The organism is Pseudomonas sp. G1002 (genome assembly GCF_013385455.1).
In the GTDB taxonomy this organism is placed as follows: Bacteria; Pseudomonadota; Gammaproteobacteria; order Pseudomonadales; family Pseudomonadaceae; genus Aquipseudomonas.
On the sequence record NZ_JACAPY010000034.1, the window covers coordinates 67,677 to 92,019 of the forward strand.

Sequence of the window (24,343 nt, forward strand, 5' to 3'; positions counted from 1 at the left end):
GCATGAACGCATTCTTCAGGAGCGCGGGCGCCGTGCTGGGCAGGGTTTGGGTCTGGAGCCTGCTGCTGGTGCTCGCGGTCGCAATGACCGTGTGGTTCTTCGGGCCACTGCTGGCTGTCGACGACTATCGATTCTGGCAAGCGGCGGCATCGCGCTTGCTGACAATCAGCGGGCTGTTTTTGTTGTGGGGCCTGGCGATGGTGTATGCCAATTGGCGCAGTATGGCCCGGCAATCAACCGTCGGTGACGGCGAGCCACGCCCGCGCAAAGGCCAGGTTGAAAACGAGCAGCGGCACCTGCGCGGTCGCTTCAAGGACGCTTTGTACACCCTGAAACACTCCCGGATTTATGGTGAACGCAGCCCGCGTAGGCGTAATGCATTGCCCTGGTATTTGCTGATCGGCAAGGAAGGCAGTGGCAAGTCCCGGATGTTGGCCGCCAGTGGCTTGCAGTTGCTCCAGGATCAGGGCGCGTCGGTAGCGACGCAGGGCGGTGCCACGCGGGACTGTGACTGGCATTTCGCCGAGGACGGCGTGTTGCTCGACATCGCCGGCCGCTACCTTACCCAGCCTGACAGCCAGGTGGATGGCGCGGGTTGGTCGACGCTGCTGGAGCTGCTCAAGGTGCGGCGCCGGACACGCCCGCTCAACGGTGTGGTGGTGGCGCTGTCCACGGACACATTGCTCCATGGCAGCGAGCGTCAGCTGGAGAATGAGGCGCGGGCAGTCCAGAGTCGGTTGCTGGAGATCCGCCAGACGTTGCATGTGGAGGTACCGGTCTACCTGGTGGTGACCCAGGCCGACCGCCTGCCGGGGTTTGCGGAGTTCTTCGAGCGGCCGTTGGGCGAAGGCAGTGATGCGGTGTTGGGCGAATCTATCGTCCCAGGCAAAGCGGGTATTGGCATTGCCCAGGTACGACAGGCGTTTGAAGCACTGCTGCAGCGCTTGAGCGGTGAGCTTGTGCAGCGCCTGCACCAGGAACGCAACAGTGATCTGCGCGGACGGATGCTCGACTTCCCCCATCAGGCGGCCCGGATTGGCGAGCGCCTGAGCCTCTATATCGACGTTGCTTTTTGCGGCCCGCGTTATCAGCACACCAACGGCTTTCGTGGTTTCTACTTGACCAGCGCCGACGGTGGCCCACAGGCACTTGAACCACGTGCGTACTTTATCCAGGGCTTGTTCAGCCGGGTGATTCTGGCGCAAGCCGACCTGGCGGACCTCGATAGCCAGGAGCGCCGTCGAATCCGCCGGCACCAGGGGGGGCTGGCCCTGGGCGCGCTAGTGGTCGTCGTGGCGGCGGGCTTGCTGTGGACCCACAGTTACTCCTCCAATCATCAACGTCTGGAGCAACTGCAGGCGCTGGCACGACAGCCCGCACCCGTGCAGCCTGGGCCAGACGCTACCCAGGCACTCCTGCCGCTGCTGGACAGCCGCCTGGCGGCCACGCGGATTTTCCCCTTGCCGGGCGAAGCCAGGCTGGTTGAGCGGATGGGGTTGTATCAGGGCAGTATCAGCCGTCCGGTGCTGGAGCAGGCCTACGAGCGTGCCTTGGGCCGGCTGTTGCTGTCCCAGGTCAGCGAGATGCTGCAGGAACAGGTTCGCGGCAGCCTGGAAGATCGTGAGCGGCTGCTGGATAACCTCCGGGCGTACCTGATGCTCAACCTGCGGGAGCGGCGGGATGTCGGCTGGCTGCGTGAGCGGGTGGCGGGGCATTGGTCTGTACGGTTTGCCGGTGAGCCCTCCGTGCAAAACCGGTTGAATGAACATTTCGCGCGCTTGCTTGAGCAGCCGTTCGTGCAGCCGCTCGATGACGAGCTGGTGGCCCGCGCGCGCCACGTGTTGCGCGGCGAATCGCTGGTTGACGTGGTGTACCGGGTGCTGCGCGAACAAGCTCGCGGCCTTGAACCGTTGCGCCTTGCACACGGGCGGGTGTTTGAGGGGGGCGAGCGTTCCATTCCGGGGTTTTATACCCGCACGTACCAGCGGCATTTTGAAGCGCAGGGCGCGCGGCTGGTGAACACCATCGTCCAGGACAACTGGGTGCTGGGAGAGGGCGCCGACCTGAGCGCCATGGATTTGCAACGGTTGATGGTGGAGCTTGAACAACGCTACTTCAGCGAGTATGCCGATGCCTGGAGCGAGGCACTTGGGCAGGTTGGCCTGCGTGAAACTGAAAACTCCAGGCAAGGCGCCGAGCAGCTCGCCAGCTTGACGTCGGCCCAGTCGCCGTTGTTGCAGTTGTTGCAGCAGGTTCGTGACCACACGCGCCTGCCGTCGGCCAGTGAGCGCCTGGACGAGCTGGCTGCCAAGCTGCCTGGGCCTGCGGCAGAGCGGTTGCCGACCGCCGCCGGGCTGGTCAATGCCTTGCCCGACAGCGCACGGCGAGCCATGCAGCGCCGCTTCGAGCCCTTGCACCAGTTGCTGGACAGCCAAGAGAACCCGGGGGCCGAGTTAATCGGCGTGTTACAGGCGCTCAACGACTTGCACCTGCAGTTGGCGAGCTTGAATCGCGAAGGCGCGCCGGAGCCGGTCGCGTTCGAGATGGTCAAGCGGCGGATCCAGGGGCAACAGGATGCGCTGAGTAACCTGCGCAACGTGGCCGTGCGTTTGCCGCTGCCGCTGGCGGGCTGGTTCGAAAGCCTGGCCGACGAGCATTGGCGCCGCCTGCTCGACCAGGCCTATCGGCATGTGAACCAGCGTTATCAGAGCGAGGTATATGGTTTCTACAGCAGGGCGATCAAGCTGCGTTTCCCGTTCAATGCCCACGCCAGCAGCGACGTTTCCCTCAACGACTTCCAGGAGTTTTTCAAGCCTGAGGGGATCATGGCGCGATTCTTTGACAGCTATCTGAAGCCTTTTGTCAGCGGTGATTCCGGGCGCTACAGGCTGCGTAGCCTGGATGGGCGCAGCTTGCCGATGTCTCGGGCGTTGCTCGACCAGCAGGCGAAGGTGCAGGTGATCAGGCGCGGTTTTTTTGCGGATGAGCCGGGGGACTTGCAGGTTCGTTTCACGCTCGCACCCTATAGCCTGGACCCGTCGGTGAGTCGTGCGGTCTTGCGTTTGGGTGGCCAGCAGATGGAGTACCGGCACGGGCCGATTGTCCCCATGGCGATGCAATGGCCAGCCGAGGCTGAGAATGGTCGCAGCAGCCTGGTGCTGGAGCGGGGCAGCGAGCGGGCGTTGGGGCTCGAAAAAAATACCGGGGCCTGGTCCCTGTTTCGCTTGTTCGACTTGATGCAGAGCGAACCCTCCAGCGGGCAGGATGAGCTGATCCTCAAGGCTGACCTGGCAGGCTTGCGCGCCAACTACCTGCTGACCAGCCGACGCACACCCAATCCATTCCAGATGGCGCAGTGGCGAACCTTTCGCCTGCCGGAGCAGTTGTGAGCCAACCTCGCGACCGCTGGCACAGCGCCGGTCGCACAGACCGCGGAAAGGTCCGTTTACGCAACGAGGATGCCTTTCTCGATTGCCCCGGGACGGGCTGCTGGGCCGTCGCGGACGGGATGGGCGGGCATCAGGCGGGGGATATCGCCAGCCAGTTGGTGGTCGATGGCCTGGCGTCATTGCCCGGCCAGGGCAGCCTGGATGAACGCGTCGAGGCGACCCGTCGTTGCCTGCAATGGCTCAACCGGCGGCTGGGCGATGAATTGACGCTGGCCTCCCATGGCGCCGAGGCCATCATGGGAAGCACGGTCGTGGCGTTGTTGCTTCAGGGCGATCGCGCTGCGTGTGTCTGGGCCGGTGACAGTCGTTGCTATCTGTGGCGCGGGCAGACGCTGTACCAGCTGTCGCGAGACCATTCGCTGTGTGAGCAATTGATTGACCAGCAGGTGAGCCCGGAACAGGCCAGGGCCCATCCAGACGCACGGGCCTTGACCCGGGCCATCGGCTCGCGGGCACCACTGAGCCCGCAGGTCCTGGAACTCGGTACCTTGGCAGGGGATGTGTTTCTGTTGTGCAGCGACGGCCTGTACCAGGCGCTTAGCCACTCTGAGTTGGGCCAGGCGTTGAGCCAGGGAAATCCGCAACGTGTCCTGGACCAGCTGTTTGCAGGTGTCTTGCGCGGCACGGCCGGCGACAACCTGACCGCTGTGGTGGTGCAGTCATGCGCGACCTGACCCACTTTGCCTTTGCCAAGGCCCCGATAAACCCACCGCGCGACGGAGCCCCCGAGTTGCTGGCCGGGCGGTACCTGATCGAGCGCGTGTTGGGCGCAGGCGGCATGGGCGTGGTCTATCGTGCGCGGGACCTGCTGCACGAACAGTTTGGCGAACCCTGTTCCAGTGTCGCGATCAAGGTGTTGGGCGAAGCCATCCGCGAGTCTGCGGATGCCCACGTGTTGCTGTACAACGAGTTTGCCCTGACCCGCAGCCTGCGGCATGAGCAGGTGGTGCGTGTGTATTCATTTGAAGTGGATGCTCCCGGCCAGATCGCATTCTTTACCATGGAACTGCTCCAGGGCATGACCCTGGACCGGTTGCTGCTGGAGTGCCCCGGCGGTTTACCCTGGCAAGCGCTGCAAGGCATCGCCGTGCAATTGCTCGACGCGTTGCGCCATAGCCATCAGCAGGGTGTGCTGCACGGGGATGTGAAACCCGCCAATGTCATGGTGGGAGACGGCGGGTTGCGCTTGTTCGATTTCGGTCTGGGCGAGGCTTGCGGACAGGCCCCGGCAGGTTCTCCAGGCTTGAGTCGCAGCCGCTTCAATGCCTGGACGCCCGCGTACGCCGCGCCGGAGTTGCTGGCTGGCGGAGCACTGTCGGCCAGCGCCGACCTGTATGCAGTGGCCTGTGTATTGTACGAGTTGGCACAAGGCCGACGCCACGCCAGTGACAGGCCGGCCCGGCCCAGGCAACTGCCTCGCCATTGCTGGCCTGTATTGCGTACGGCGTTGACGGCTGACCCTGAACGCAGGGCCGTTACCCTTGATGAATTACGCGCGGTGCTCGCTGATCGCAGGAAGGGCCTGGGCCGCTGGTTCTAGACGGGCAAGTCGTGCAGCTGGCAATACTCGAACCAACTCAGGCCTGCCATTTGCGCCACCTCCTTGTGCACCTCAAGGCGTTGCGCCTCGAACTCCGCCGGGGAATGCGCCGTCAATTTCAGCGTCAGTTCCCAGGCAAACAAGCCCTGTTGCTCCGCTTCTGCCTCGAAGGCTTCATGCAGGCGCTCGGCGCGGTACTGCTCCATGGTTTCCCCTTTGGCCTGGGCCGCCAGGGGGTTCAATGTATTCAATTCCGCGGCCAGGGCCGGGTGTTCACTCAAGAATCGGTCCAGGGCTAGCTGGTGGTTTTCGCCGGGTTGGGACAAAGGTTTACTCCACGGTAAGAGAGACGGTCAGTCTGGCTTGGACATTAAAAAAGCCGCCATGGCTGCATAGGCGGGCAAGGTCACCCCATCATTGGCGGCGTTGCCGGCCACCGGGTGGGAGGCATAGCGAACAATCACCATTTCAGCCTTGGGGTCGATGTAGATGCTCTGGCCATGCACCCCACGCGCCATGAACGCCCCGTCGGGATTGTGGGTTACCCACCACATGTTGCGATAGCTCCAGCCCTTCAATTGAGCGTAGCCGGCCTGGGCGAACGCCTGCTTGTCGCCGCCCTGGCGAATATCCGTCACCACGCTTTCGGGCACGATCTGCTGGCCATTGAAGCGCCCGCCGTTGCGCAGCATCTCGGCAAACCGGGCCAGGTCCCGCAGCCCGGTGTTCAGGCCGCCACCGGCGAAGGGTGTGCCGATGGAGTCGACGGTGAAGTAGGCGTCCTGTTCGGCGCCAAGCCGACTCCATATGCGTTCGCTGAGCAGTTGCGCGACATTGCGTCCGGTCGCGCGGGCAATCACCCAGCCGAGTACGTCGGTATTGACGGTCTTGTAGCCGAAGGCACGCCCGTGTTCGCCACGCTGCTTAACCGTTTGCAGGAACTCGTAGTAGCTGCGCGGCCCGGTGTAGTCCTTGGGTTTGGGCAGCGGGTTGCCGGCCTGGGCGTGGGCCCAGACTTCGGCGTTGGGGTCGGCATAGTCTTCGCTGTAGTCCAGGGCGGTGGTCATGTCCAGCACCTGGCGCAAGGTGGCGCTGCCAAAGGCCGAGCGGCCGAGTTCGGGCACATAGTCGACGATCTTTTTCTGTGGGTCCAGGGTGCCATCGGCCACCAGCATCGCGCCCAGGGTACCGATCACCGATTTGGTGACCGACATGGCCGCGTGTTGCCCATCCTCCTTGAGCACCCCGAAATAACGCTCATAAACCACCGTGCCGCGATGCATCACCACGATGCCATCGGTGTAGGTGGCGTCCAGGGCCTGGCGCCAGGTCAGCGGCTGGGCTGCACCCACTGGCTGCACGGGGATTGCATCGAGTGCCGGGTCGAGTACGCGTGGCAATGCCAGCGGTGCGCCGAGCCCGCGGGAGACGTTCACCGTGGGCATCAATTGGCGAAAGTTGGCGACACTCCAGCGCATCGCCGGGAAGCGGAAATAGCTGCCGTCTTCAAAGCGTACGGTGCGGTCGGCCGGCGGCGGTGCGCCGACCATCCATTGCAGCCTGGCCGGGTCGCTGGCCTGGGCATCGGCGAAGGTCGGGGTGGCGGCGCCGGCCAACGGGCTGGTCAGCCCAAGCAGCGCACAGGCCATGAGGGGAGTGAATCGCAGCATCAGTCGAGTCCGTTCGAGGGGTGCGTCGTTTTTTACGACAACCAGTGCGCCAAAGGATGGGCCAACCCGAGCCAATCGACAAGCAGCAAGCCCCTGCGGTGATTCTGAATAAATGCGCCAGGGGCGGCAAAAGCCTTTCGCTTGCGGTGTCAGGGCGTGTAGCGTTACCCCGTGATAAGGCGACAGCCAGGTGTTATTTTGCGACCCTGGCATCAGGGACCGAGGGACAGGTGATGGCGCAAACGCTGTTCAAGCTTTTCTTCACCCAGCGGCTGGCGGCCCTCGCCAGTACCGAGTCGTTGCGGGCCATACGCGAGGGGCTGTTGTGGATCCTGCCGTGCCTGCTGGTATCGGCAGGTTTCCTGATCCTGTCCGAATGCGCCCGAGTGCTGGGTTTCGACCCTCAGGTGGTGGCCTTCCTGGCGGGGTTGCACAACCAGATCAGCTCGGTGATCCCGCTGCTGGTGGCAGCCTCCATCGGTTACATGCTCGCTATCCAGCACCGCCTGCCGCAACTCCCGGTAGCGTTCCTGTGCCTGGCCCATGTAGTGATCGCCACGTTTGTGCTGCGGGATTTTCCCCGAGCCTCGGCGACCTTCGTGTTGTTCATCGCCATCGCCTCACCGCTGATCAATGTGCCCGCCATCGCCTGGCTGCATCGGCGTCGCTGGACGCGGTTGATCAACGAAGACCTGGTGGGGCACAACCTCAAGGGCACCCTCAATATGGTGGTGCCGGGGGCGATCACGGCGCTCGGGCTGGTGCTCGTGCTGTCGTTGCTGTTGCAGATTCCGCAGGTGGCACAGCTTCAGGGGCCGCAGGTGCTCGATGCACTGGAGACGCCCTATGGCAGCGGCCTGTTTGTGACCCTGATGAATTCGCTGCTGTGGTTTTTCGGGATCCATGGGGTCTACGCCATGCAGCCGTTTTTTGATGTGCTGGACCAGGCGGTCGGGCTCAATAATGCGGCGGTGGCCGCGGGCGAGCCGGTCAAATATCTACTGAATGGCGGCTTGCTGGGCAGTTTCGCGTTTATCGGCGGTTCGGGTGGTGCCCTGTGCCTGCTGCTGGCGATCCTGCTGTTTTCCAAAAGCCGGTCCATGCGATTGGTGGCGATGGCGAGCCTGCCGTTGTCGTTGTTCAATGTCAGTGAAGTGCTGTTGTTTGGCTTGCCGATCATTCTTAACCCGCGGCTGTTCATTCCCTTTCTGGTGGTGCCGGCGTTAAACGTGATACTGGCGTTGATGGTGGTGCAGATTGGCTGGGTGTCGCCTGCGGTGGTGAGGGTGCCATTTACTGCGCCGGTGTTGCTCAACGCCTACCTGAGCACCCACGGCGATCTCGCGGCAGTGTTGCTGCAGGTGGTGTTGCTGGGGGTTGGCATGCTGATCTATGCGCCCTATGTGCGCGCGATCAACCGCCAGGCCACGGAGGGCGGCACGGTGTATTTGAAGTCGTTGGACATGACCTTTCGCGGCCTGGAAGAAAAAGGCCGCTTGCTGGAGCTGGACCCGGTGATGGCGTCCCACAAGGCCCAGGCGCGCCAGGTCAGCGAGTTGAGTCATATCCAGCAGATCAGCGACTACGAGTTTTACCTCGAATTCCAGCCGCAGATTTCCACCCGGACCGGGCTATGCACCGGTTGCGAAGCGTTGATGCGGGCCCGGGACGCCGAAGGTACGGTGCATTCACCCTGGGAGTTCCTGCAATGGCTGGCCCATGCCAGGTTGATGCCCGACGTGGATGTGTGGGTGGCATCCCAGGCTGTGCGCCAGTACCAGAAGTGGCAGAAGGTCGGGTTTACGTTGCCGATGACGATCAATATCTCCAGCGCCACGCTGACTACCCCGGCGTATGGTGATCGGCTGGTGGAGATACTGGCCCAGGCCCACGGGCAGGTTTCGGTGGAGATCACCGAGGATGCGCTGGTGGGCGATATCCAGGGCACGCGGCAGATGATCGAGAAGCTCCAGGCGATTGGTGCCAAGGTGTATATCGACGACTTCGGCACCGGATTTTCAGCGCTGAGTTACCTGCACCAGTTCCCCGTGGATTTCATCAAGATCGATCGCAGTTTCGTGGTCGCCCAGCATGATCCAAAGGGCGCCCAGGTGTTGACCGGGATGCTGCGGTTCTGTGAGGCGCTGAACCTCGGGGTAGTGGTGGAAGGCGTGGAAACCGCCGAGCAACTGGCGTTTTTGCAGTCGGGCTCGGAGCTGATCATCCAGGGCTGGTATTTCAGCAAGGCGCTGCCGGGCGATGAACTGGAGCGGTTCGTGCGCGGGCGGTATACCCAGATGCAATCTAACGCTCCAGAACCCCTCTGAAGGTTGCGCTTAACGCCCGCAATGTCTCGCGGGAGCGGCCGTCGCTGATGCGGCTATGCAGCACGATTTCACTGACGGGCAATGCCGGTAATCCGTACTGTTCGCTGACGTCCACGGCGCCCGCCGGCGCCACTCGCCGGGCCAGCGCCGCCACACCCAGGCCGGCGCTGACTGCCGCACCCACCGCCATTACGCCGCCGCCGACAAACACTTCGGTCCAGTCAATCCGCGCCTCATCCAGCGCGCGTACCGCCAGGTGTCGCACGCCGCAGGGCGAGGCCATGGTTGCCATGCGCAGGGGCGTGCCGGGCGTGTGCTGCCAGGTAGGCGCGGCGAACCAGCCAAAGCGCTCCACCACCAATACCTCACCGTCCTGGCGATCGCCTTCGTTGCGCACGATCACCGCGTCCAGTTCGTTGCGGTCGAACGCCGCCACCAGGTCGCGGGACGAAGCGATCCGCACCTCCAGGATCACCAGCGGGTCATAGGCAGCCAGGCGGCTGAGCCACAGTGGCAGGTCCGGCCCGGCCACGTGGTCGCTGATGCCGATCACCAACCGTCGCGGGGCGCCATTGCCCATGTCACCCAACGCCCGTTCGTGGGCATTGAGCAATGCGCGGGCGGCGACGATGAACTGCTCGCCCTGGGGCGACAGCCGCACATGCCGCGGTGTGCGCACCAGCAGGCGATAACCGAGGCGTTCTTCCAGGCGCTTGAGCTTGAGGCTGATGGCTGCCTGCGAGGTGTCCAGTGCCTGGGCCGCGCGGGTGAAACTGGCGAAATCGGCGACCAGCACAAAGGCGTGCACGGTGTCGATATCCAGCGGCTTGAGTGCGTCGGTCATTTCAGTTCCTTATCACACCTATATCTGGTGATATCTTGCTGAAATCATGGGCGCTACGCAAGCTGGGCACTCATCTGAACAGGAGCGCCATGATGTTTGCCAAACAGTATTCACACCGCTTGCCAGCCGATTACGACATGGGTGTCATCCGTGAGCGGGCCGCTCGCCTGGGGCCGTTGTGGGATTATGCCGAGGGTTTGCTGTTCAAGGCGTTTATCGCCCAGGAGCGAGGGCAGGGGCCGGGGGTGGGTAACCTGTATTCGTCGGTTTATCTGTGGTCGGATCCTTTGCAGGCTGCGGATTTCTTGCTCGGCGAGCGCTTCCAGAAGGTCCTCGACAGTTTTGGCCAGCCGCACATTGAGTCCTGGTTACCGTTGGATGTGCAGCGAGGTCCGGCGCAAGACGCCTTGAGCCTGTATCGGGAGGAGTGGGCGCTGGCGCCGGGGGCGGACCGCGGGCAAATCCTCGCCGCAGAAAAGGCCCGCAACCAGCAGCTCGCGGACAGCAGCGATAACTTCGCGGTGTTTCTGGCGCTGGATGTGCAGGCGTGGAAGCTGGTGCGAATTACCTTGTCGGGCAAGGCGCTGGATGTGAACCATCCGGGCAATGGCTACGAGGTGTTCTACCTGGCGCGGCCCGGGGTGTGAATGCCGGTAGCCGCCGATGCGTCGGCGGCTACCTGTACCGTCAGGAGTTGAGACGCGCCTGAGGCTGGCTCAGCTTGCGCTCGGCCACGGCGCCGAACACCAGGCCCAGGGTGGTCCACAGCACCAGTTGAATCCCCAGGGAGGCCACGCGGAATTTCCACAGCAACACTGCCGAGAACTGTTCCGGCACTTCGTTGATGGTCGGGAACAAGCTGCCGGCCACCGACACGATCACGATGTACAGCGCCACACCGAGGATCGCGCCTGTCCAAAGGCCACGGCTGGCAATCAGCTTGCGCGCCGCGTTGATCGCAATCACCGCAGCCGCCACCGACACCAGCAGCATCAGGAAGAACAGCTTGGTGCGTTGCGCGATGGTGGCGGGGTCGCCCACCGATGGTGGGTTGGCCGGATACTTCAGCCCCGGCACCACGATGATCGTCACAAACGCCGCCAATGCCAGCAGCGCTGCCAAGCCACGGGGGCCGACCTTGCCGATGCGGCCCAGGGAGTAGGCGAACACCAGGGCGAAAATGCCACCCAGGGAGACGCTGTACACCACCACGCCGGTGAACAGGCCGAAGGTACTTTGTACTTCGCGGCTCACCAGTTCTTCTTCCGGCGCGTCGCCGTGCATCTGTGCCATCTGATCTTCGAAGGCGATGGCCTTGTCGATCTGCGGCTCACCAAAAGTCTTGGCGAAGCCGAAGGCCAGGATGCCGGCGAGCAGGCCCACCAGCATCCCGCGAACGAGTAAATGCCCTGTCATGTCGTCACGCTCCAATCAATGGCAGGGGAAACCCAGCAGGTGGCGACCGTCATGCACAAACTCATGCACGTACATGCCTTTGAACACCGCCGTCGCGCCTTGCTCGGCGCCGACGAAGTAAATCGCGAGCAACAGCAGCAGGCCGCCGAAGATCGCCCAGGGCAGGATTTCGCCCAGGGGAATGGACGGTATTGAAACGTCGGAGCCAGTTGCAGCGGTATAAGCCATGAGAACCTCCAGGGATGACGCGTCCCGAAATGGATAGCGAGTTGGCTGAAACAGGGTCTGGCTTACGGCTAAAAGGCCGAATACAGTGGCGCGACCGCGCCGGCATTGAACCGGCTTCCTGTTGCAGAATAGTTGAAACATGTTGAAACAACTTCGCAAGTCTACGCTGACTGCACCTTAAAACCAGAGCGATTTGTCATGCAGGCCACCCGTTTGACCCTTGTTGCCCACGCCAGCACCCGTGCCCAGAAACAGGCACGCTTTGCGCTGGATGAGTCGGTGGAGATGGACTGGCAGCAGGCGGCGCTTTCCCAGGGGCAACGCTTCAAGCGTGCACCCCTGGTGCTGTGCGGCCCGGAGGCGCGGACCCGGCAGACGGCGGCGCTGTTTGCCGACGATGCTTTGGTTGAAACAGTCCTGCGCGATTGTGATTTTGGCCGCTGGCAAGGGTTGGCGATCGAGGAGGTTCAGCAGGCCGAACCCGAAGCGCTTCAGGCCTGGTTGACCGACAGCACCTCGGCGCCCCACGGCGGCGAGTCGGTAGTGCAACTGTGTGAGCGGGTAGGGCAGTGGTTGCAGTCCCTCGAGCAATCCCCGGGGCATGTCGTGGCGGTGACGCATCCATTTGTGATCCGCGCAGCGCTGCTGCATGTCATGCAATGCCCACCCGCCATGTTCAACCTGATCGACGTGGAGCCGCTGTCATCCACCGAGTTGCGCTTCAATGGCCGTTGGCGCCTGCGCCTGGAAACTCACGCCTGACGTCCCGAACATGGCAAAATCCGTTCCCCGCACCGAGACCACCCATGAAGACTTTCCCATGAAACGCATCCTGATCATCGGCATTGGCGCCGGCAACCCTGACTACATCACGATGCAGGCGGTCAAGGCGCTCAACCGCACCGACGTGTTTTTCCTGATGGACAAGGGCCAGAGCAAGGACAAGCTGATCGACCTGCGCCGGGAAATCTGCGAGACCTACATCACCGATCACGCCTACCGCTTTGTCGAGGCCGATTGCCCCGAGCGGGTGCGCGGTGATATCGACTACACCACCGCCGTGAAGGACCTGAACCGCGACAAGCAGCAGACCTTCGAACGGATGATCAATGAAGAAATGGCCGACGGCGAAGTGGGCGCATTCCTGGCTTGGGGCGACCCGGCACTGTACGACAGCACCATTCGTATCCTGCAGGCGATCCTCGCCAGCGGCAGCTGCGAATTCGAATTTGAAGTGATCCCCGGGATCACCAGCGTCCAGGCGTTGGCGGCGCAGCACAAAGTGCCGCTGAACCGCATCGGTCGCTCCATCGAAATCACCACCGGGCGCCGGTTGGCGGCGGGGCAGGCGAGTGATGCCGACACCCTGGTTGTCATGCTCGATGCCGAAGATTCCTACCGCACCGTGGCCGATCAGGACCTGGATATCTACTGGGGCGCCTACCTGGGCACACCGGATGAAATCCTGATCAGCGGCAAAGTGGCCGAGGTTGCCGAAGAGATTGAACGTGTGCGCAAGGCGGCGCGCCAGGCCAATGGCTGGATCATGGATACCTATTTGTTGCGCAAACCCTAGAGGTTGATGCTCATGCTCAAACTGATTGCCCTGACGGTAGCGCTGTTTACCGGCGCCGCACAGGCCGAAGACGTATTGCACACCGACCTGCCGCTGCCTTACCTGGAGCAGACCCAAAGTGATGCGCGCAACGAGCCGCTGGTGATCTTCCTGCACGGTTATGGCAGTGACGAGGCCGACCTGTTCGGGCTCAAGGACCGCTTGCCGTCGACCTGGACCTACCTGTCTACACGGGCACCGATGCCGGTGGAGGGCGGTGGTTATCGCTGGTTTCGCAAGAAGCCGGGCGATGGCGATTTTGATGGCGAGACCGCCGACCTGCAGAGCAGCGCCAAGCTGATCGAAGCCTTCGTCGCCCAGGCCACCACCAAGTACCACACCCAACCTGAGCGGGTGTTCCTGGTGGGGTTCAGCCAGGGTGCGATCATGTCGTATGAAGTCGGGTTAAGACATCCCGAAACCCTGCGCGGGATTGCGGCGTTGAGCGGCAGCCTGCTGCCGGTACTCAAGGCCGAACTCAAGCCGGATGCGCGACTGGGCAAGCTGGCGATTTTCATCGGTCACGGGACGCTGGACCAGGCGCTGCCGTACTACTCGGCAACGCGGGCCAACGAGGTATTGCAGGGGATTGGCCTCACGCCGGAATTCCACGGCTACCCGGGGATGATTCATACCGTCGGTGAGGCGGAGTTGCTGGACTTGAAGCAGTGGCTGGAGAAGAGCCTGCACTGAGTCCGGCGATGTGGACGCGGTCAAAATGTGGGAGCGGGCTTGCTCGCGAAAGCGGTGGGTCAGTTAATACCTGTGTTGACTGAAACACCGCTTTCGCGAGCAAGCCCGCTCCCACATTGGATTTTCATTGCCAGATTAAAACCGGTTATTTACCGCCAATAATCTGTTTCACCAACAGTGCATGACCGGCTTCATCATCCGCCCGGGAAATGGCCTGCACCACCAATTGGTGGCTGCCGGAGCCCGTCAGGAAGGTGGAACTCAGTGTCTTGCCACCGCCCATGGTCGCGGTGCTGTCGACCTGGCGCAGGGCCAGGCCTTTCACGGTGAGTTTCTTCTCGGCGCCTTTCTTGAAGTCCGGCAGGGCGGCGCTTTGTTCCTTGACGAAATCCGCCACGGCACCGTCGAGGAACTGCGGGTCGTTGTCCTTGATCAGGCCGGCGACACTCGGTTTTTCGACGACGAAGATCACGCTTTTGGTGGCCTGGTCACTGTACATCGTGCCGCTGGCGCCTGCGGTGCCGTGCTCGGCATCACCGGCCGGCAGTGGGTCGGCCAGGTAGGACTTGGGCAGGTTGAAGCTGAACTTGCCATCCAGGGTGGAGATGGTCTGGGTGGCGGTCTTCTGCGCCGCTGGCTTGCTGGCGGCGAGGACTTGGCTGGCGCCGAACCCGGCGGCCAGCGCGAGGGCCAAGAGGGCTGCGGTCTTGCTGAGGGTGGCCATGAAGCTCTCCAGGGATGAACGAAATTGCGCCGTATTCTGTCAGAAAATTCGCAAGATCGTTCATCTCCATCCCTACACCTTGTCGGACTCTTCCTCGATCCGGTCCATCTCAAACAGCCGTGCCAGTTCCGTCCGGGCTTCCTGGGCAGACTGCATCACCTTGGCCGCGTCGTCATACACGGCGTGTTGGGCCGCCAGCAATTGCAGGTCATGGTTTTTGAAGCGGCTGATGCGCGCGTCGGCCTGGGCCTGGGTCAAGCCAAGGCCCACCAGGGTGCGGCGGCTCATTTCCAGGCTGGAGTAAAACGTCTCGCGCACCGGTGACGCGTCGAGGTCCACCAGGCGGTGCACATGCTGGCGGTTACGGGCGCGGGCGATGATCTTCATGTGCGGGTAGAGGCTGCGCACCAGCTCGGCGGTCTTGATGTTGATCTCGGGGTCGTCCATGGCGATCACGAAAAACTCGGCCTGGTCGACTTTCGCTGCGTGAAGGATTTCCGGGCGCTGCGGGTCGCCGTAGAACACCGGCATGCCGCCGAAACTGCGGGTCAGTTCGATGGTTTCCACCGAGGTGTCGAGGGCAATGAACGAGATGTTCTGTGCCCGCAGGATCCGCGCCACGATCTGCCCCATGCGGCCCATCCCGGCGATCACCACCCGTGGCGCATCGCTTTCGATGGCACGGTATTCCTCGGGCACTTCCACCGGCTTGGCCTTGGGCTTGAACAGCTTCGGGCAGAGCAACAGCAGCAATGGCGTCACGGCCATGGACAGGGTGATGGTCAACACCAGGATGTCGTAGAGGTGCGGCTCGAACAGGCCTTGGTCGCGGCCGATCTTGAACACCACGAATGCGAACTCACCACCGGCTGCCAGCACCACGCCCAGGCGCAGCGCGCTTTCAGGGTTCAGGCCGCCTGCCAGGCGACCCACGCAAAACAGCAGCGGCAACTTGATGGCGATCAGCAGCAGGGTCAGCCCCAGCACGATCACCGGCGCGCTGAACAGCAGGCTGATATTGGCGCCCATGCCCACGCTGATAAAAAACAGACCCAGCAGCAGGCCCTTGAACGGTTCGATCTGCGATTCCAGCTCATGCCGGTATTCGGAGTCTGCCAGCAGCAACCCGGCGAGGAAGGCGCCGAGGGCCATGGACACGCCCACCAATTCCATCAGCCATGCGGTGCCGATCACCACCAGCAACGCGGTGGCGGTGGAGACCTCCCGCAGGCCGGTCTTGGCGACAATGCGAAACACCGGCCGCAACAGATAGCGCCCGCCGATGATCACCACGGCGATGCTGCCCAGTACTTCCAGGCCGTGTCGCAGGCCCTGGGAGGTGGTGGCGGGATGATCGCTGCCCGCGAGCAGCGGCACCATGGCGATCAACGGGATGGCGGCGATGTCCTGGAACAACAGAATCGCAAAGGCCAGTCGCCCGTGGGGCTGGTTGAGTTCCTTGCGCTCGGCGAGGCTTTGCAGGCCAAACGCGGTGGAGGAGAGCGCCAGGCCAAGGCCCAGCACAATCGCGCTGTTCCATGATTGGCCAAACACGAACAGCGCGACCACGCCGATCACGGTGCCCGTCAGCAACACCTGCGCCAGGCCTACACCGAACACTGCCTTGCGCATCACCCACAGACGCTTCGGTGACAACTCCAGGCCAATGATGAACAGCAGCAATACCACCCCAAGTTCGGAAAACTGGCTGACGCTTTGCGGGTTGCCCACCAAGCCCAGCACCGATGGGCCGATGATCACTCCGGCCAGCAAGTAACCCAGCACGGCACCCAGTTGCAGGCGCTTGGCCAGGGGCACGGTCAGGACGGCAGCGAGCAGGAATACAACGGCCGCTTGTAACAGGTTGCCTTCATGGGGCATTGGGGACTCCGGGATCGTTTTGCTGAATCAACAGGTTTTACTGTAGGAGCGAGCTTGCTTTGCAGGTCCCAAGGCCTTCGCCTCCGGGTTCATTGGATGTCGTCCGGTTCTTTCGCGGCACTCTCCAAACTATTAATACCATTTATTTCAATGAGTTTTATGCACGTGGCGGTCGGGATCATCCGTGGTGCCGGCGCTATGGTCGTGTCTTCAGCCGCGCGAAAGGGTGGTTTTTTATGGGCTGAGCATTGTGCGGGAATAATCTACAAACACTTTTCCGGGACAGACGGAAGCCTGTACACGCCAGGAACTCCTACAGTTATGCTCTTGAGTTTATATTCCATGGATGGCATATTTGCATGAGTTGGGACGTTGAATACACGGACGAGTTTGGAGTCTGGTGGGGCGGTCTGGATGCAAAGGAGCAATCCTCAGTATCGGCCAGTGTGGATTTACTGGGCCTTCTGGGGCCAGGCCTTGGCTTCCCCCACAGCAGTGACATCAAGGGCTCCAGGCATGGCTGCCTGCGAGAGTTGCGGGTGCAACATGCCGGGCGGCCTTACCGCGTCCTGTATGCATTTGATCCGCGCCGGTGTGCCTTGTTGCTGATTGGCGGGGATAAAACCGGTCGAGGCCGGTGGTATGACGAATACGTCCCGCTGGCTGAGAAGTTGTATGACGAACATTTGGAAACACTGCTTAAAGAGGGCCGTCACCATGGCTAAAAAATTCAGTGAGCTGCAGGCTCGCATGACACCGCAAGCCCGGGCCGATGCAGAGCGCATCTTCCAGCAACACCTGAAAGAAATGCCCCTGCATGAACTGCGCAAGGCGCAACAGATGAGCCAGGATACGCTGGCCAAGGCGCTGAATATCAATCAGGCGGCAGTGTCCAAAATGGAGCGGCGTACCGACATGTATATCAGCACGCTGCGTAACTATATCCGCGCCATGGGAGGAGAACTGGAGATTGTCGCTACGTTTCCTGATGGCCAGGTAAAGATCGAGAACTTTGCCCACTGAGTCATCCGCTCCGTCAAAGCCCGGCCATGCGCCGGGTTTTCTGTTCGCTGAATGCCTGTCGTCATTGTGCAGCTTAATGGACAATACTTGCCATTCTCGCCCCATCGGACATCAACGTGAACCAACTTCTCGCCATGCGTGCCTTCGTCCGTGTCGTCGAAACCGGCTCCTTCAGCCGCGCGTCCGACCAGTTGGCACTGCCGCGTTCCACCGTCAGTAAACTCATCACGGACCTGGAGAAGCACCTTGGCGTCAAGTTGATGCATCGCACCACCCGTGCGCTGGCGGCGACGCCGGAGGGGTTGGAGTACTACAGCCACGCGCTGTGCCTGGTGGCGGAACTCGATGAACTGGACAATGCCCTGCGCGGGCAGAAGCTCAAGCCCGGCGGCCACCTGAAAGTGGATGCGCCGGCGTCCTTTGCCAATTGCCTGCTGATCCCGGCGCTGGTGGATTTTCATCGTGAGTACCCTGAGATCACTATCGCCCTGGGCATCAGCGACCGCGCCGTGAATATCGTGGGGGAGGGTGTGGATTGCGTACTGCGCGCTGGCAAGCTCGATGACATGGCAATGATCGCCCGCAAGGTTGTCGACCTCGAATACGTCACTTGTGCGGCCCCTGGCTACCTGGAGCGCATGGGTACGCCCGTGTCTCCCGAGGACCTCGAGAAGAACCACCTCAAGGCGGGGTATTTCTTTGCCGGGTCGGGTAAGCCGGAGCCGTTGATTTTCGAGAAGGGCGCGACTCGGTATGAGGTAGGCAACTGCGCGTTTTCCACCAACGAAGGCAACGGCCTCAAGGAAATGCTGCTCGCCGGCCTGGGCGTCGGGCAGCATTTCAAGACCATCGTTGACTACTACGTAGAGGCAGGCCATTTAGTCCCGGTACTCGAAGACTGGACCCGGCCCGCCACGCCGTTGCACATCATCTATCCACCCAATCGCCATCAGAACGCCCGGCTGAAGGTATTTATCGACTGGGTGATCGAGCGGTTCGGCGTCAGGCAATAATCGCTGTCACGCGGATTTCAATGCGCATTGCCGGCAGCCCCAGGGCTTCTACTCCCAGCTCAGTCCAGATGGGGGCGTGATTGGGCATGTAATGGCGGTACCACTTGACCATCTGCTCGTTCACCTCTGGCGGGAAACCTCCCACGTGGTAGGAATTGACGTGTACCACATGCTCCCAGCCGGCGCCGGCTGCCGCCAGGGTGCGTTCGAGGTTTTGAAAGGCCAGGGCGATCTCGTCGGTGAGGGATTCGGGAATCTGGAACTCGTCATCCCAGCCGCCCTGGCCCGAGGTTTCGACGCGGTTGCCGATTTTGACCGCCTGGGTGTAATGCAGGGTCTCGCGTGCAATGTCGCCGTAACCGGGTGTGATGAAAAACTCGGGCTTGCTCATGGTGTTCCTCGGTTTCAGTGGTTGACCCGACAAAGGTTAATGGACTGAATCTGCGAACAAAATTCGCGTTTTTTGTCATCACTGTGCAGCGATATGGATAGTCCGAGTATCAGTTTTTCACATTCCCGTAGCCCGCCCTTTGTTACTATCGCCCTCCGTCGTCGCCAGGAGTCACCGTCACATGCAACACCAGTGGGATGAAATGCACCGCACCCGCAAGCCCACGTTTGTGTTGTGTGGCGAGCCCCAGGGGGATGTGCTCAATCTCTACGTGCATGGTTATTCGGCGTTCTTCAACCAGCAACAACTGGGTAGTTTCTCCCGGCAACTGGCAACCATCGAAGGCTCCACCAACCTGATGCTGTTCTGGCCGGCAGGGCATTTCCTGGAAAACCTGTTTGCGCCGTTCAAGGATGTGATTACCTCGATGTTGGGTGGCGGTAGCCTGGGTGCCGCAACCATCGGGGTGGGCAAGGCGATTGCCTATTTCCTCGACCACTACAAAAGCGTCGAGGCGCGGGTGGATGAGGTCGCCAAAAGCCTGCTGCCCGAATTGGCCAACTACCTCCATGGCGAGTCGATCAAGGTGCGGCAGATCAACCTGATCGGCCACTCCCTGGGCGCGCGCATCCTGGTCAAGAGCCTGCTGGCCAGCCCTGAGGTGGCCCGTGAGTTGCCGCTGAACAACCTGCTGCTGATGGGCGGTGCAATTTGTACCTCCAGCCCCTGGGACCTGGTCTCGGCGCCGCTCAGCGGTCGGGTGATCAACTGCCACTCGAGCAAGGATTGGGCGCTGGCGCTCAAGCCGGACACCGAGCGCTGCATCGGTCGTTATGCGATCCCGCTGACACCGGCGCTCAAGGCCAAGGTCGCCAACGTGCACCTGGCCACGTTCGACCACGCCGCGTATTGGCCGCAACTGAAGACGGTGGTGCAGTACACCGACCTGCTGCAGGAACGCCGGGGCATGATCCGCGCCGATCAACGCAGCAGCGAAGTGCGCTTTGCGGAAGAGGATGTCGAGCTGTTCCCGCTGCTGGTGCAGGCGCGGCCGGAGGAGTTGCAGTTTTTCGCCGAGCTGATGGCGCAAAAGCGCAGTGCCTCTATCGACGCCACCGTGCGCGAGCCCTTGAAGCTGGCCATCGAGTTGCAGCGCATGGGCGGCGACACCTTTATGAACCTGGCCCGTGGTCATGGCGTGAGCTATCGCGAAATCGCCCAGGACGTGGCGCAGCGGGTGGGTATCAAGTTTGATCAACCGATCGAGAAAGTGGCCCTTGCTGATCTGGAACTGCAGGTTGCCGAGCGGCTGATCGAGCAATACAAGGACAAGCTCAGCCAGGCTGATCGCCAAGTGTTCGAGGCAGAGTTGAAGGCTGCGGCACAAAAGGAACAGGGTTTTTTCAATCGTTTCGATGTCGGGCGCTCAGCCACCACTGCCCTCAGCGGGACCGCGCTGGCCGGGTTGACCGGGTTTATCCTGCGCCGGGGCGCGGCCACGGCCATTCCGGTGGTGGGGCAGGCGCTCGCGGCGGCGATGCTGCTGGTGACCGGCGTGCGGGCGTTTTCCGGCCCCGCGTATTCCATCACCACCCTGGCGGTGCTGGTGATCGGGGTGATTCGCGAGCGCCTGGAGCGTGAAGCACTGAACCAGGAGATGGATCTGGTGGTCCAGGTGGTAGAGGCATTTGATCTGCCCCGGGAGACGGTGATGCGTACCGTTGCGTCTGACTGATAAGCTGCGTTCACGTCTTGTGTGAAAGCCTGGTACCCCGCGTGAAATTCAGCCTGCCCAAAATCGCTACCGCCCCGTTCTGCCCGCCGGAAGTCGCCGGCTCCATCGTCGTTGATCCCCGTGCCTCGTTTTTCAAACGTGCGCTGATGTTTGCCGGCCCTGGCTTGCTGATCTCCATCGGCTATATGGACCCGGGCAACTGGGCCACCGCCATCGAGGCCGGTTCGCGCTACGGCTACAACCTGTTGTTCGTGGTGCTGCTGGCGAGCCTGGCGGGGATGGCGGTGCAGTGCCTGTGCTCACGGCTGGGCATCGCCACCGGCAAGGACCTGGCGCAACTGAGCCGCGAGCGCTACAGCCGGCGCTCGTCGTTCGTGCAGTGGATCCTTGCGGAAATCTCGATCATCGCCACCGACCTCGCCGAAGTCCTCGGCTGCGCCCTGGCGTTTCACCTGTTGCTGGGCGTGTCACTGACCACCGGGATTGTCATCACTGCCTTCGATACCTTGCTGATCCTGGCCCTGCAAAATCGAGGCTTCCGCCGGCTGGAAGCGATCATGCTGGCACTGGTGGCGACCATCGGCGTGTGTTTCTTCATCGAGCTGGTGCTGATCAAGCCTTACTGGCCCGACGTGTTTCGTGGTTTCACCCCGTCGTTGTCCGCCATCAGTGATGCCGCACCGTTGTACCTGGCCATTGGCATACTGGGGGCCACGGTGATGCCCCATAACCTCTACCTGCACAGCTCCATCGTGCAAACCCGGCTGGTCGGCAAGGACCTGGCCAGCCGCCAGGACGCGGTGAAATTGGCGCGTATCGATACCATCGGTTCCCTGTCCCTGGCACTGCTGGTCAACGCGGCAATCCTGATACTGGCCGCCGCTGCGTTCCACCAGACCGGCCACACTGATGTGGTGGAAATCCAGGACGCCTATCACTTGCTCGACCCGCTGGTGGGTGGCGCGTTCGCCAGCGTGCTGTTCGGTGTTGCGCTGTTGGCTTCGGGCCAGAGCTCCACGTTCACCGGCACCATTGCCGGGCAAGTGATCATGGAAGGCTACCTCAACCTGCGCATTCCCTGCTGGCAGCGACGCCTGATCACCCGTGGCCTGGCGCTGATCCCGGCGTTCCTCGGGGTGTGGCTGATGGGGGATGATGCCATCGGCAAGCTGCTGATCCTCAGCCAGGTGGTGTTGAGCCTGCAGTTGCCGTTTGCGTTGTTTCCGCTGATCCGCATGACGGGTGACAAGCGCCTGATGGGGCCGTTCGTCAACAGCTTGCCTACGCGGCTGCTGGCCTGGAGCTTGTTTGTGGTGATCAGCGGGGCGAATGCCTGGCTGATCGGGCAGTGGTTGTTTTGAGCGAAGTGAATTAAGTCAAAACGGCCAATGATGTGTATTTCGCCACCATCGGGTCGGCTGTCACTAACTTCATCGGCTCAATGATAGCCGTTGCAATGATGAGCCGATCAAACGGGTCCCTGTGATGGTGTTCAAGGTCCTTGACCGCGATGGCGTGCTCCGAGGTGATGGGCAGTTCCACGTAGCCGCTTTCCAGGCAGTATTCGCGAATTTCGTCCAGGTTTACGTTGAGCTTCCCGAGCCCGACCTTTATCGCCAGCTCCCAGAATGTGGCGGCACTGACGTAAATTTCAGCCGCGTTCTCGATCAGCTTTCTGGCCTTCGCTGGCAGTTTTGGATCATCGCTCAGGGCCCAAAGCAGGATGTGGGTATCCAGCAGTATTCTCATGGGTGGTTTCCCTCAAACGCATCCAGCATGTCGTCTGGCAATGGCGCATCGAAGTCATCCGGCACCACCAGTTTGCCCTTCATCGCGCCAATTCGCCGGCCTGTCGGTTTCCCGACAGGAACAAGGCGAGCCATCGCGCGCCCATGCTTGGCTATGGTGATGATTTGGCCGGCGGCGGCATCATCGACCAGTTTTGATAAATTATTTTTTGCTTCACCCAACGGTACGGTAATCATTTGGTCTTCTCGAGGTTTTGGCCAAATATAGCCAAAATTTCGTAAGCAGGCAAAGATCAACCGACTGCTGGCGGAGGGTGATTTTTGCGGGGACGATTGCAGGTTTCCGAACGGGTAATGACTGGCATCCATGACGTCTCTCCTGAAGGAATTCCTCGAAGTCTGCCCGAGTGCAAGCGGTTTTTGACCCGTGTTGTGGAAAATCAGATCGGACTTACTTGAAGGGGGATTTTTCCCGACAGTGCGGGCCGAATAGTTTCCCACAGTTGCTCAACGGTCCCAGTAAGGCACTGCCCCAAAACACTCGACGAAGTAATCAATCACGGTTCGCACCTTCAACGACAGCCGCCGGCTACCCGGCCACAGCGCAGCAATCTGTTGCGGCTCCAGGGTCGTCGCCACTTCATAGTCGCTGAGCACCGCCTGCAGCGTGCCGGCGCGCAGGCCTTCACCGATCAACCATGACGGGAACACCACCAGCCCCAGGCCTTGTTCGGCAGCGTGGGTCAGGGTGTCGGCGTGGTTGCCGGTGATCGGGCCCTTGACGCTGTAGGACGTCCAGTCGCCCTGGTCCCGGCGGAAGAACCAGCGCTGCTGGCCGGTGACGCCCTTGTAGGCCAGGCACTGGTGGTTCACCAGTTCGTCCGGATGCCGGGGCGTACCGAAACGCTCCAGATAGCCGGGGCTGGCAGCGAGACGAAAGCGCTGGGGGGCGAAGATTCGCGCCTGCATGCCGGAATCGTTCAGCACGCCGATGCGAAACAGCAGGTCTGTGCCGTCTTGCAACGGGTCAACGTAGGTGTCGGTTTGCTGGATATCCAGTTGCAGCTTCGGGTAACGCCGACACAGCTCCCCAAGCCACGGCGAGAGGTGGCGTTGGCCAAACACCATCGGCGCATTGATGCGCACCAGGCCGCTGGGTTCGCTTTCCTGCTCCTGCAACGCCTGGCCGGCGGCTTCCAGTTGCTCCAGCATCAATCGCGCATGCCGGCCCAGCAGGCGACCGGCTTCGGTAGGGCTGACCGCACGGGTATGGCGGTACAGCAACTGTTGGCCCAGGGCCTGCTCCATCAACTGGATCTGCCGGGAAATGGAGGAGGGCGCCAGGCCTTCGCGGCGTGCGACTTCGGAGAAGCTGCCGTAGTCCAATACCGCGACAAACAGGCGAAGCGCCTTGAAGCTCAGTTCGTTCAAACCCTGCATCATCACTCCATGCTGTGCGTATTTCGCAAAGGTGTTGTCGGCATGCTCCCATTTATCGCACAGCAGTGCCACCGGATAATACGCGCCATTGTTCCTCTCTCTAACGCGCAGGTGATGTATGCAGGCTTCTTCAGTGGCGGGTGTGGCTCAGGCCAAGCCCAAGACGTTTCTTCGGTTGTTGCTATTGCCGCTGGTGATCTTCGCCGGCATGGGCTTGTCGGTGGAGGCCGGCTTGCTGGGCCCGCTGGGTGTGCAGGTCGGCCACTTGTGGGCGACCTTGAGCATCTTCGGCGTCGGCTCGGCGATCCTGTTCCTGCTGTTGCTGTTCAGCGGCCCGCAAAAGGGTCCGGCGTTGACCGACCTGCCGCGCTGGCAATTGATCGGTGGCTTCCTGGGGCCGATGTACGTGGTGGTGCTGACCCTGGCGACCCCGCATATCGGGATCGCGATGACCATGATTGCGATCTTGTCGGGCCAGGTGGGCAAGAGCGTGCTGATCGACCACTTCGGCTGGTTTGGCACTGCCCGCAAGCGGGTCAACGTGGAGCGCTGGATTGCACTGGCGTTGATTGTGGTGGCACTTGTTCTGATTGCGCGAGGTTAAGG

General features: G+C 61.8%; 25 protein-coding genes and 1 riboswitch. Of the genes, 14 read left to right on the forward strand and 11 right to left on the reverse strand.

Going from position 1 to position 24,343, the window contains the following annotated elements:
- Positions 1-2: 2 nt before the first annotated feature.
- Genes tssM through HX801_RS22575 form a run of 3 tightly spaced genes read left to right on the forward strand, consistent with a single transcriptional unit; the run spans position 3 to position 4,989 of the window.
- A complete protein-coding gene (gene tssM / locus HX801_RS22565; protein WP_177022763.1) occupies positions 3-3,389 on the forward strand; it encodes a type VI secretion system membrane subunit TssM in 3,387 nt (1,128 codons plus the stop codon).
- Positions 3,386-4,123, forward strand: a complete 738-nt coding sequence (locus tag HX801_RS22570; protein WP_087694172.1) for a PP2C family serine/threonine-protein phosphatase — start codon at positions 3,386-3,388, stop codon at positions 4,121-4,123. Before tssM ends, HX801_RS22570 begins: the two co-directional genes overlap by 4 nt.
- Entirely contained in the window at positions 4,111-4,989 is an 879-nt protein-coding gene (locus tag HX801_RS22575; RefSeq protein ID WP_087694171.1) for a serine/threonine-protein kinase, read from the forward strand. The genes HX801_RS22570 and HX801_RS22575 overlap by 13 nt, the downstream gene beginning before the upstream one ends.
- Here the strand turns inward: HX801_RS22575 and HX801_RS22580 are convergent.
- The gene (locus HX801_RS22580; RefSeq protein ID WP_087694170.1) at positions 4,986-5,315 is read right to left on the reverse strand and encodes a DUF6388 family protein; all 330 of its coding nucleotides are present in this window, start codon (positions 5,313-5,315) and stop codon (positions 4,986-4,988) included. The two genes, HX801_RS22575 and HX801_RS22580, sit on opposite strands and share 4 nt — an antisense overlap.
- A 27-nt stretch (positions 5,316-5,342) precedes the next feature.
- The gene (locus HX801_RS22585) at positions 5,343-6,638 is read right to left on the reverse strand and encodes a serine hydrolase domain-containing protein (RefSeq protein ID WP_371316582.1); all 1,296 of its coding nucleotides are present in this window, start codon (positions 6,636-6,638) and stop codon (positions 5,343-5,345) included.
- A gap of 254 nt (positions 6,639-6,892) precedes the next feature.
- Here HX801_RS22585 and HX801_RS22590 point away from each other — a divergent pair, with 254 nt between their 5' ends.
- Positions 6,893-8,986: an EAL domain-containing protein gene (locus tag HX801_RS22590; RefSeq protein ID WP_177022765.1), complete on the forward strand. Its 2,094-nt coding sequence runs from the start codon at positions 6,893-6,895 to the stop codon at positions 8,984-8,986.
- Here the strand turns inward: HX801_RS22590 and HX801_RS22595 are convergent.
- Complete coding sequence (locus HX801_RS22595) at positions 8,964-9,830, reverse strand: LysR family transcriptional regulator (RefSeq protein WP_087694167.1); 867 nt, start codon at positions 9,828-9,830, stop codon at positions 8,964-8,966. The genes HX801_RS22590 and HX801_RS22595 overlap by 23 nt on opposite strands.
- A gap of 92 nt (positions 9,831-9,922) precedes the next feature.
- On the opposite strand from HX801_RS22595, the gene HX801_RS22600 reads away from it, so the two are divergent.
- Entirely contained in the window at positions 9,923-10,477 is a 555-nt protein-coding gene (locus HX801_RS22600; protein ID WP_177022797.1) for a DUF4865 family protein, read from the forward strand.
- Between the two features lie 40 nt (positions 10,478-10,517).
- Here HX801_RS22600 and HX801_RS22605 read toward each other — a convergent pair whose 3' ends face one another.
- The gene (locus tag HX801_RS22605) at positions 10,518-11,246 is read right to left on the reverse strand and encodes a CbtA family protein (RefSeq protein ID WP_087694165.1); all 729 of its coding nucleotides are present in this window, start codon (positions 11,244-11,246) and stop codon (positions 10,518-10,520) included.
- Between the two features lie 15 nt (positions 11,247-11,261).
- Positions 11,262-11,474, reverse strand: coding sequence for a CbtB domain-containing protein (locus HX801_RS22610; protein ID WP_003208073.1), 213 nt, complete (start codon positions 11,472-11,474; stop codon positions 11,262-11,264).
- A gap of 31 nt (positions 11,475-11,505) precedes the next feature.
- A riboswitch (cobalamin riboswitch) is annotated at positions 11,506-11,645 on the reverse strand.
- 27 nt (positions 11,646-11,672) lie between these two features.
- Here HX801_RS22610 and HX801_RS22615 point away from each other — a divergent pair.
- The 3 genes from HX801_RS22615 to HX801_RS22625 are packed head-to-tail and all read left to right on the forward strand — an operon-like array spanning position 11,673 to position 13,782.
- Positions 11,673-12,236, forward strand: coding sequence for a histidine phosphatase family protein (locus HX801_RS22615; RefSeq protein WP_177022766.1), 564 nt, complete (start codon positions 11,673-11,675; stop codon positions 12,234-12,236).
- A 58-nt stretch (positions 12,237-12,294) separates the two neighbouring features.
- A complete protein-coding gene (cobF, locus tag HX801_RS22620) occupies positions 12,295-13,050 on the forward strand; it encodes a precorrin-6A synthase (deacetylating) (protein WP_003208076.1) in 756 nt (251 codons plus the stop codon).
- A gap of 12 nt (positions 13,051-13,062) precedes the next feature.
- The gene (locus HX801_RS22625) at positions 13,063-13,782 is read left to right on the forward strand and encodes an alpha/beta hydrolase (protein ID WP_177022767.1); all 720 of its coding nucleotides are present in this window, start codon (positions 13,063-13,065) and stop codon (positions 13,780-13,782) included.
- Between the two features lie 145 nt (positions 13,783-13,927).
- Here the strand turns inward: HX801_RS22625 and HX801_RS22630 are convergent, their stop codons facing one another.
- Complete coding sequence (locus HX801_RS22630) at positions 13,928-14,506, reverse strand: hypothetical protein (protein ID WP_003208079.1); 579 nt, start codon at positions 14,504-14,506, stop codon at positions 13,928-13,930.
- Between the two features lie 72 nt (positions 14,507-14,578).
- Positions 14,579-16,387: a monovalent cation:proton antiporter-2 (CPA2) family protein gene (locus tag HX801_RS22635; protein WP_008437055.1), complete on the reverse strand. Its 1,809-nt coding sequence runs from the start codon at positions 16,385-16,387 to the stop codon at positions 14,579-14,581.
- 359 nt (positions 16,388-16,746) lie between these two features.
- Between HX801_RS22635 and HX801_RS22640 the strand changes: the two genes are divergently transcribed.
- The 3 genes from HX801_RS22640 (at position 16,747) to HX801_RS22650 (ending at position 18,423) form a co-directional block, all read left to right on the forward strand.
- On the forward strand, positions 16,747-17,112 hold the full coding sequence (locus HX801_RS22640; protein ID WP_177022768.1) for a type II toxin-antitoxin system RelE/ParE family toxin: 366 nt from the start codon (positions 16,747-16,749) through the stop codon (positions 17,110-17,112).
- The gene (locus tag HX801_RS22645; protein WP_003208085.1) at positions 17,105-17,410 is read left to right on the forward strand and encodes an XRE family transcriptional regulator; all 306 of its coding nucleotides are present in this window, start codon (positions 17,105-17,107) and stop codon (positions 17,408-17,410) included. Before HX801_RS22640 ends, HX801_RS22645 begins: the two co-directional genes overlap by 8 nt.
- A gap of 116 nt (positions 17,411-17,526) precedes the next feature.
- The gene (locus tag HX801_RS22650; RefSeq protein ID WP_236260825.1) at positions 17,527-18,423 is read left to right on the forward strand and encodes a LysR family transcriptional regulator; all 897 of its coding nucleotides are present in this window, start codon (positions 17,527-17,529) and stop codon (positions 18,421-18,423) included.
- On the opposite strand, the gene HX801_RS22655 is transcribed toward HX801_RS22650, so the two are convergent.
- Positions 18,413-18,814 carry a RidA family protein gene (locus HX801_RS22655; RefSeq protein WP_003208087.1) on the reverse strand — a complete coding sequence of 134 codons (402 nt, stop codon included), beginning with the start codon at positions 18,812-18,814 and terminating at the stop codon, positions 18,413-18,415. The two genes, HX801_RS22650 and HX801_RS22655, sit on opposite strands and share 11 nt — an antisense overlap.
- Before the next feature lie 181 nt (positions 18,815-18,995).
- Between HX801_RS22655 and HX801_RS22660 the strand changes: the two genes are divergently transcribed.
- Together HX801_RS22660 and HX801_RS22665 are read left to right on the forward strand one after the other, a co-directional pair.
- Entirely contained in the window at positions 18,996-20,549 is a 1,554-nt protein-coding gene (locus HX801_RS22660; RefSeq protein WP_008437056.1) for a DUF726 domain-containing protein, read from the forward strand.
- A gap of 41 nt (positions 20,550-20,590) precedes the next feature.
- Complete coding sequence (locus tag HX801_RS22665) at positions 20,591-21,910, forward strand: Nramp family divalent metal transporter (protein WP_087694160.1); 1,320 nt, start codon at positions 20,591-20,593, stop codon at positions 21,908-21,910.
- A 10-nt stretch (positions 21,911-21,920) separates the two neighbouring features.
- Here the strand turns inward: HX801_RS22665 and HX801_RS22670 are convergent, their stop codons facing one another.
- The 3 genes from HX801_RS22670 to HX801_RS22680 form a co-directional block, all read right to left on the reverse strand.
- Positions 21,921-22,298, reverse strand: coding sequence for a type II toxin-antitoxin system VapC family toxin (locus HX801_RS22670; RefSeq protein ID WP_003208092.1), 378 nt, complete (start codon positions 22,296-22,298; stop codon positions 21,921-21,923).
- On the reverse strand, positions 22,295-22,666 hold the full coding sequence (locus tag HX801_RS32085; protein WP_003208094.1) for a type II toxin-antitoxin system Phd/YefM family antitoxin: 372 nt from the start codon (positions 22,664-22,666) through the stop codon (positions 22,295-22,297). Before HX801_RS32085 ends, HX801_RS22670 begins: the two co-directional genes overlap by 4 nt.
- 138 nt (positions 22,667-22,804) lie before the next feature.
- Positions 22,805-23,737: a LysR family transcriptional regulator gene (locus HX801_RS22680; protein WP_102604793.1), complete on the reverse strand. Its 933-nt coding sequence runs from the start codon at positions 23,735-23,737 to the stop codon at positions 22,805-22,807.
- Positions 23,738-23,855: 118 nt separating this feature from the next.
- Between HX801_RS22680 and HX801_RS22685 the strand changes: the two genes are divergently transcribed.
- Positions 23,856-24,341, forward strand: coding sequence for a DMT family transporter (locus HX801_RS22685; protein WP_008437061.1), 486 nt, complete (start codon positions 23,856-23,858; stop codon positions 24,339-24,341).
- The last annotated feature ends 2 nt before the right edge of the window (positions 24,342-24,343 follow it).

What these genes read in the sequence shown, in the direction of transcription:
- HX801_RS22575 (WP_087694171.1), top strand. Translation starts at nt 4,111, where the DNA reads ATGCGCGACCTGACCCACTTTGCCTTTGCCAAGGCCCCGATAAACCCA.
- HX801_RS22645 (WP_003208085.1), top strand. Translation starts at nt 17,105, where the DNA reads ATGGCTAAAAAATTCAGTGAGCTGCAGGCTCGCATGACACCGCAAGCC.
- HX801_RS22660 (WP_008437056.1), top strand. Translation starts at nt 18,996, where the DNA reads ATGCAACACCAGTGGGATGAAATGCACCGCACCCGCAAGCCCACGTTT.
- HX801_RS22610 (WP_003208073.1), bottom strand. Translation starts at nt 11,474, where the DNA reads ATGGCTTATACCGCTGCAACTGGCTCCGACGTTTCAATACCGTCCATT.
- cobF (WP_003208076.1), top strand. Translation starts at nt 12,295, where the DNA reads ATGAAACGCATCCTGATCATCGGCATTGGCGCCGGCAACCCTGACTAC.
- tssM (WP_177022763.1), top strand. Translation starts at nt 3, where the DNA reads ATGAACGCATTCTTCAGGAGCGCGGGCGCCGTGCTGGGCAGGGTTTGG.
- HX801_RS22630 (WP_003208079.1), bottom strand. Translation starts at nt 14,506, where the DNA reads ATGGCCACCCTCAGCAAGACCGCAGCCCTCTTGGCCCTCGCGCTGGCC.
- HX801_RS22590 (WP_177022765.1), top strand. Translation starts at nt 6,893, where the DNA reads ATGGCGCAAACGCTGTTCAAGCTTTTCTTCACCCAGCGGCTGGCGGCC.
- HX801_RS22615 (WP_177022766.1), top strand. Translation starts at nt 11,673, where the DNA reads ATGCAGGCCACCCGTTTGACCCTTGTTGCCCACGCCAGCACCCGTGCC.
- HX801_RS32085 (WP_003208094.1), bottom strand. Translation starts at nt 22,666, where the DNA reads ATGGATGCCAGTCATTACCCGTTCGGAAACCTGCAATCGTCCCCGCAA.
- HX801_RS22655 (WP_003208087.1), bottom strand. Translation starts at nt 18,814, where the DNA reads ATGAGCAAGCCCGAGTTTTTCATCACACCCGGTTACGGCGACATTGCA.
- HX801_RS22670 (WP_003208092.1), bottom strand. Translation starts at nt 22,298, where the DNA reads ATGAGAATACTGCTGGATACCCACATCCTGCTTTGGGCCCTGAGCGAT.
- HX801_RS22605 (WP_087694165.1), bottom strand. Translation starts at nt 11,246, where the DNA reads ATGACAGGGCATTTACTCGTTCGCGGGATGCTGGTGGGCCTGCTCGCC.
- HX801_RS22680 (WP_102604793.1), bottom strand. Translation starts at nt 23,737, where the DNA reads ATGCAGGGTTTGAACGAACTGAGCTTCAAGGCGCTTCGCCTGTTTGTC.
- HX801_RS22595 (WP_087694167.1), bottom strand. Translation starts at nt 9,830, where the DNA reads ATGACCGACGCACTCAAGCCGCTGGATATCGACACCGTGCACGCCTTT.
- HX801_RS22625 (WP_177022767.1), top strand. Translation starts at nt 13,063, where the DNA reads ATGCTCAAACTGATTGCCCTGACGGTAGCGCTGTTTACCGGCGCCGCA.
- HX801_RS22600 (WP_177022797.1), top strand. Translation starts at nt 9,923, where the DNA reads ATGTTTGCCAAACAGTATTCACACCGCTTGCCAGCCGATTACGACATG.
- HX801_RS22585 (WP_371316582.1), bottom strand. Translation starts at nt 6,638, where the DNA reads ATGGCCTGTGCGCTGCTTGGGCTGACCAGCCCGTTGGCCGGCGCCGCC.
- HX801_RS22685 (WP_008437061.1), top strand. Translation starts at nt 23,856, where the DNA reads ATGCAGGCTTCTTCAGTGGCGGGTGTGGCTCAGGCCAAGCCCAAGACG.
- HX801_RS22635 (WP_008437055.1), bottom strand. Translation starts at nt 16,387, where the DNA reads ATGCCCCATGAAGGCAACCTGTTACAAGCGGCCGTTGTATTCCTGCTC.
- HX801_RS22640 (WP_177022768.1), top strand. Translation starts at nt 16,747, where the DNA reads ATGAGTTGGGACGTTGAATACACGGACGAGTTTGGAGTCTGGTGGGGC.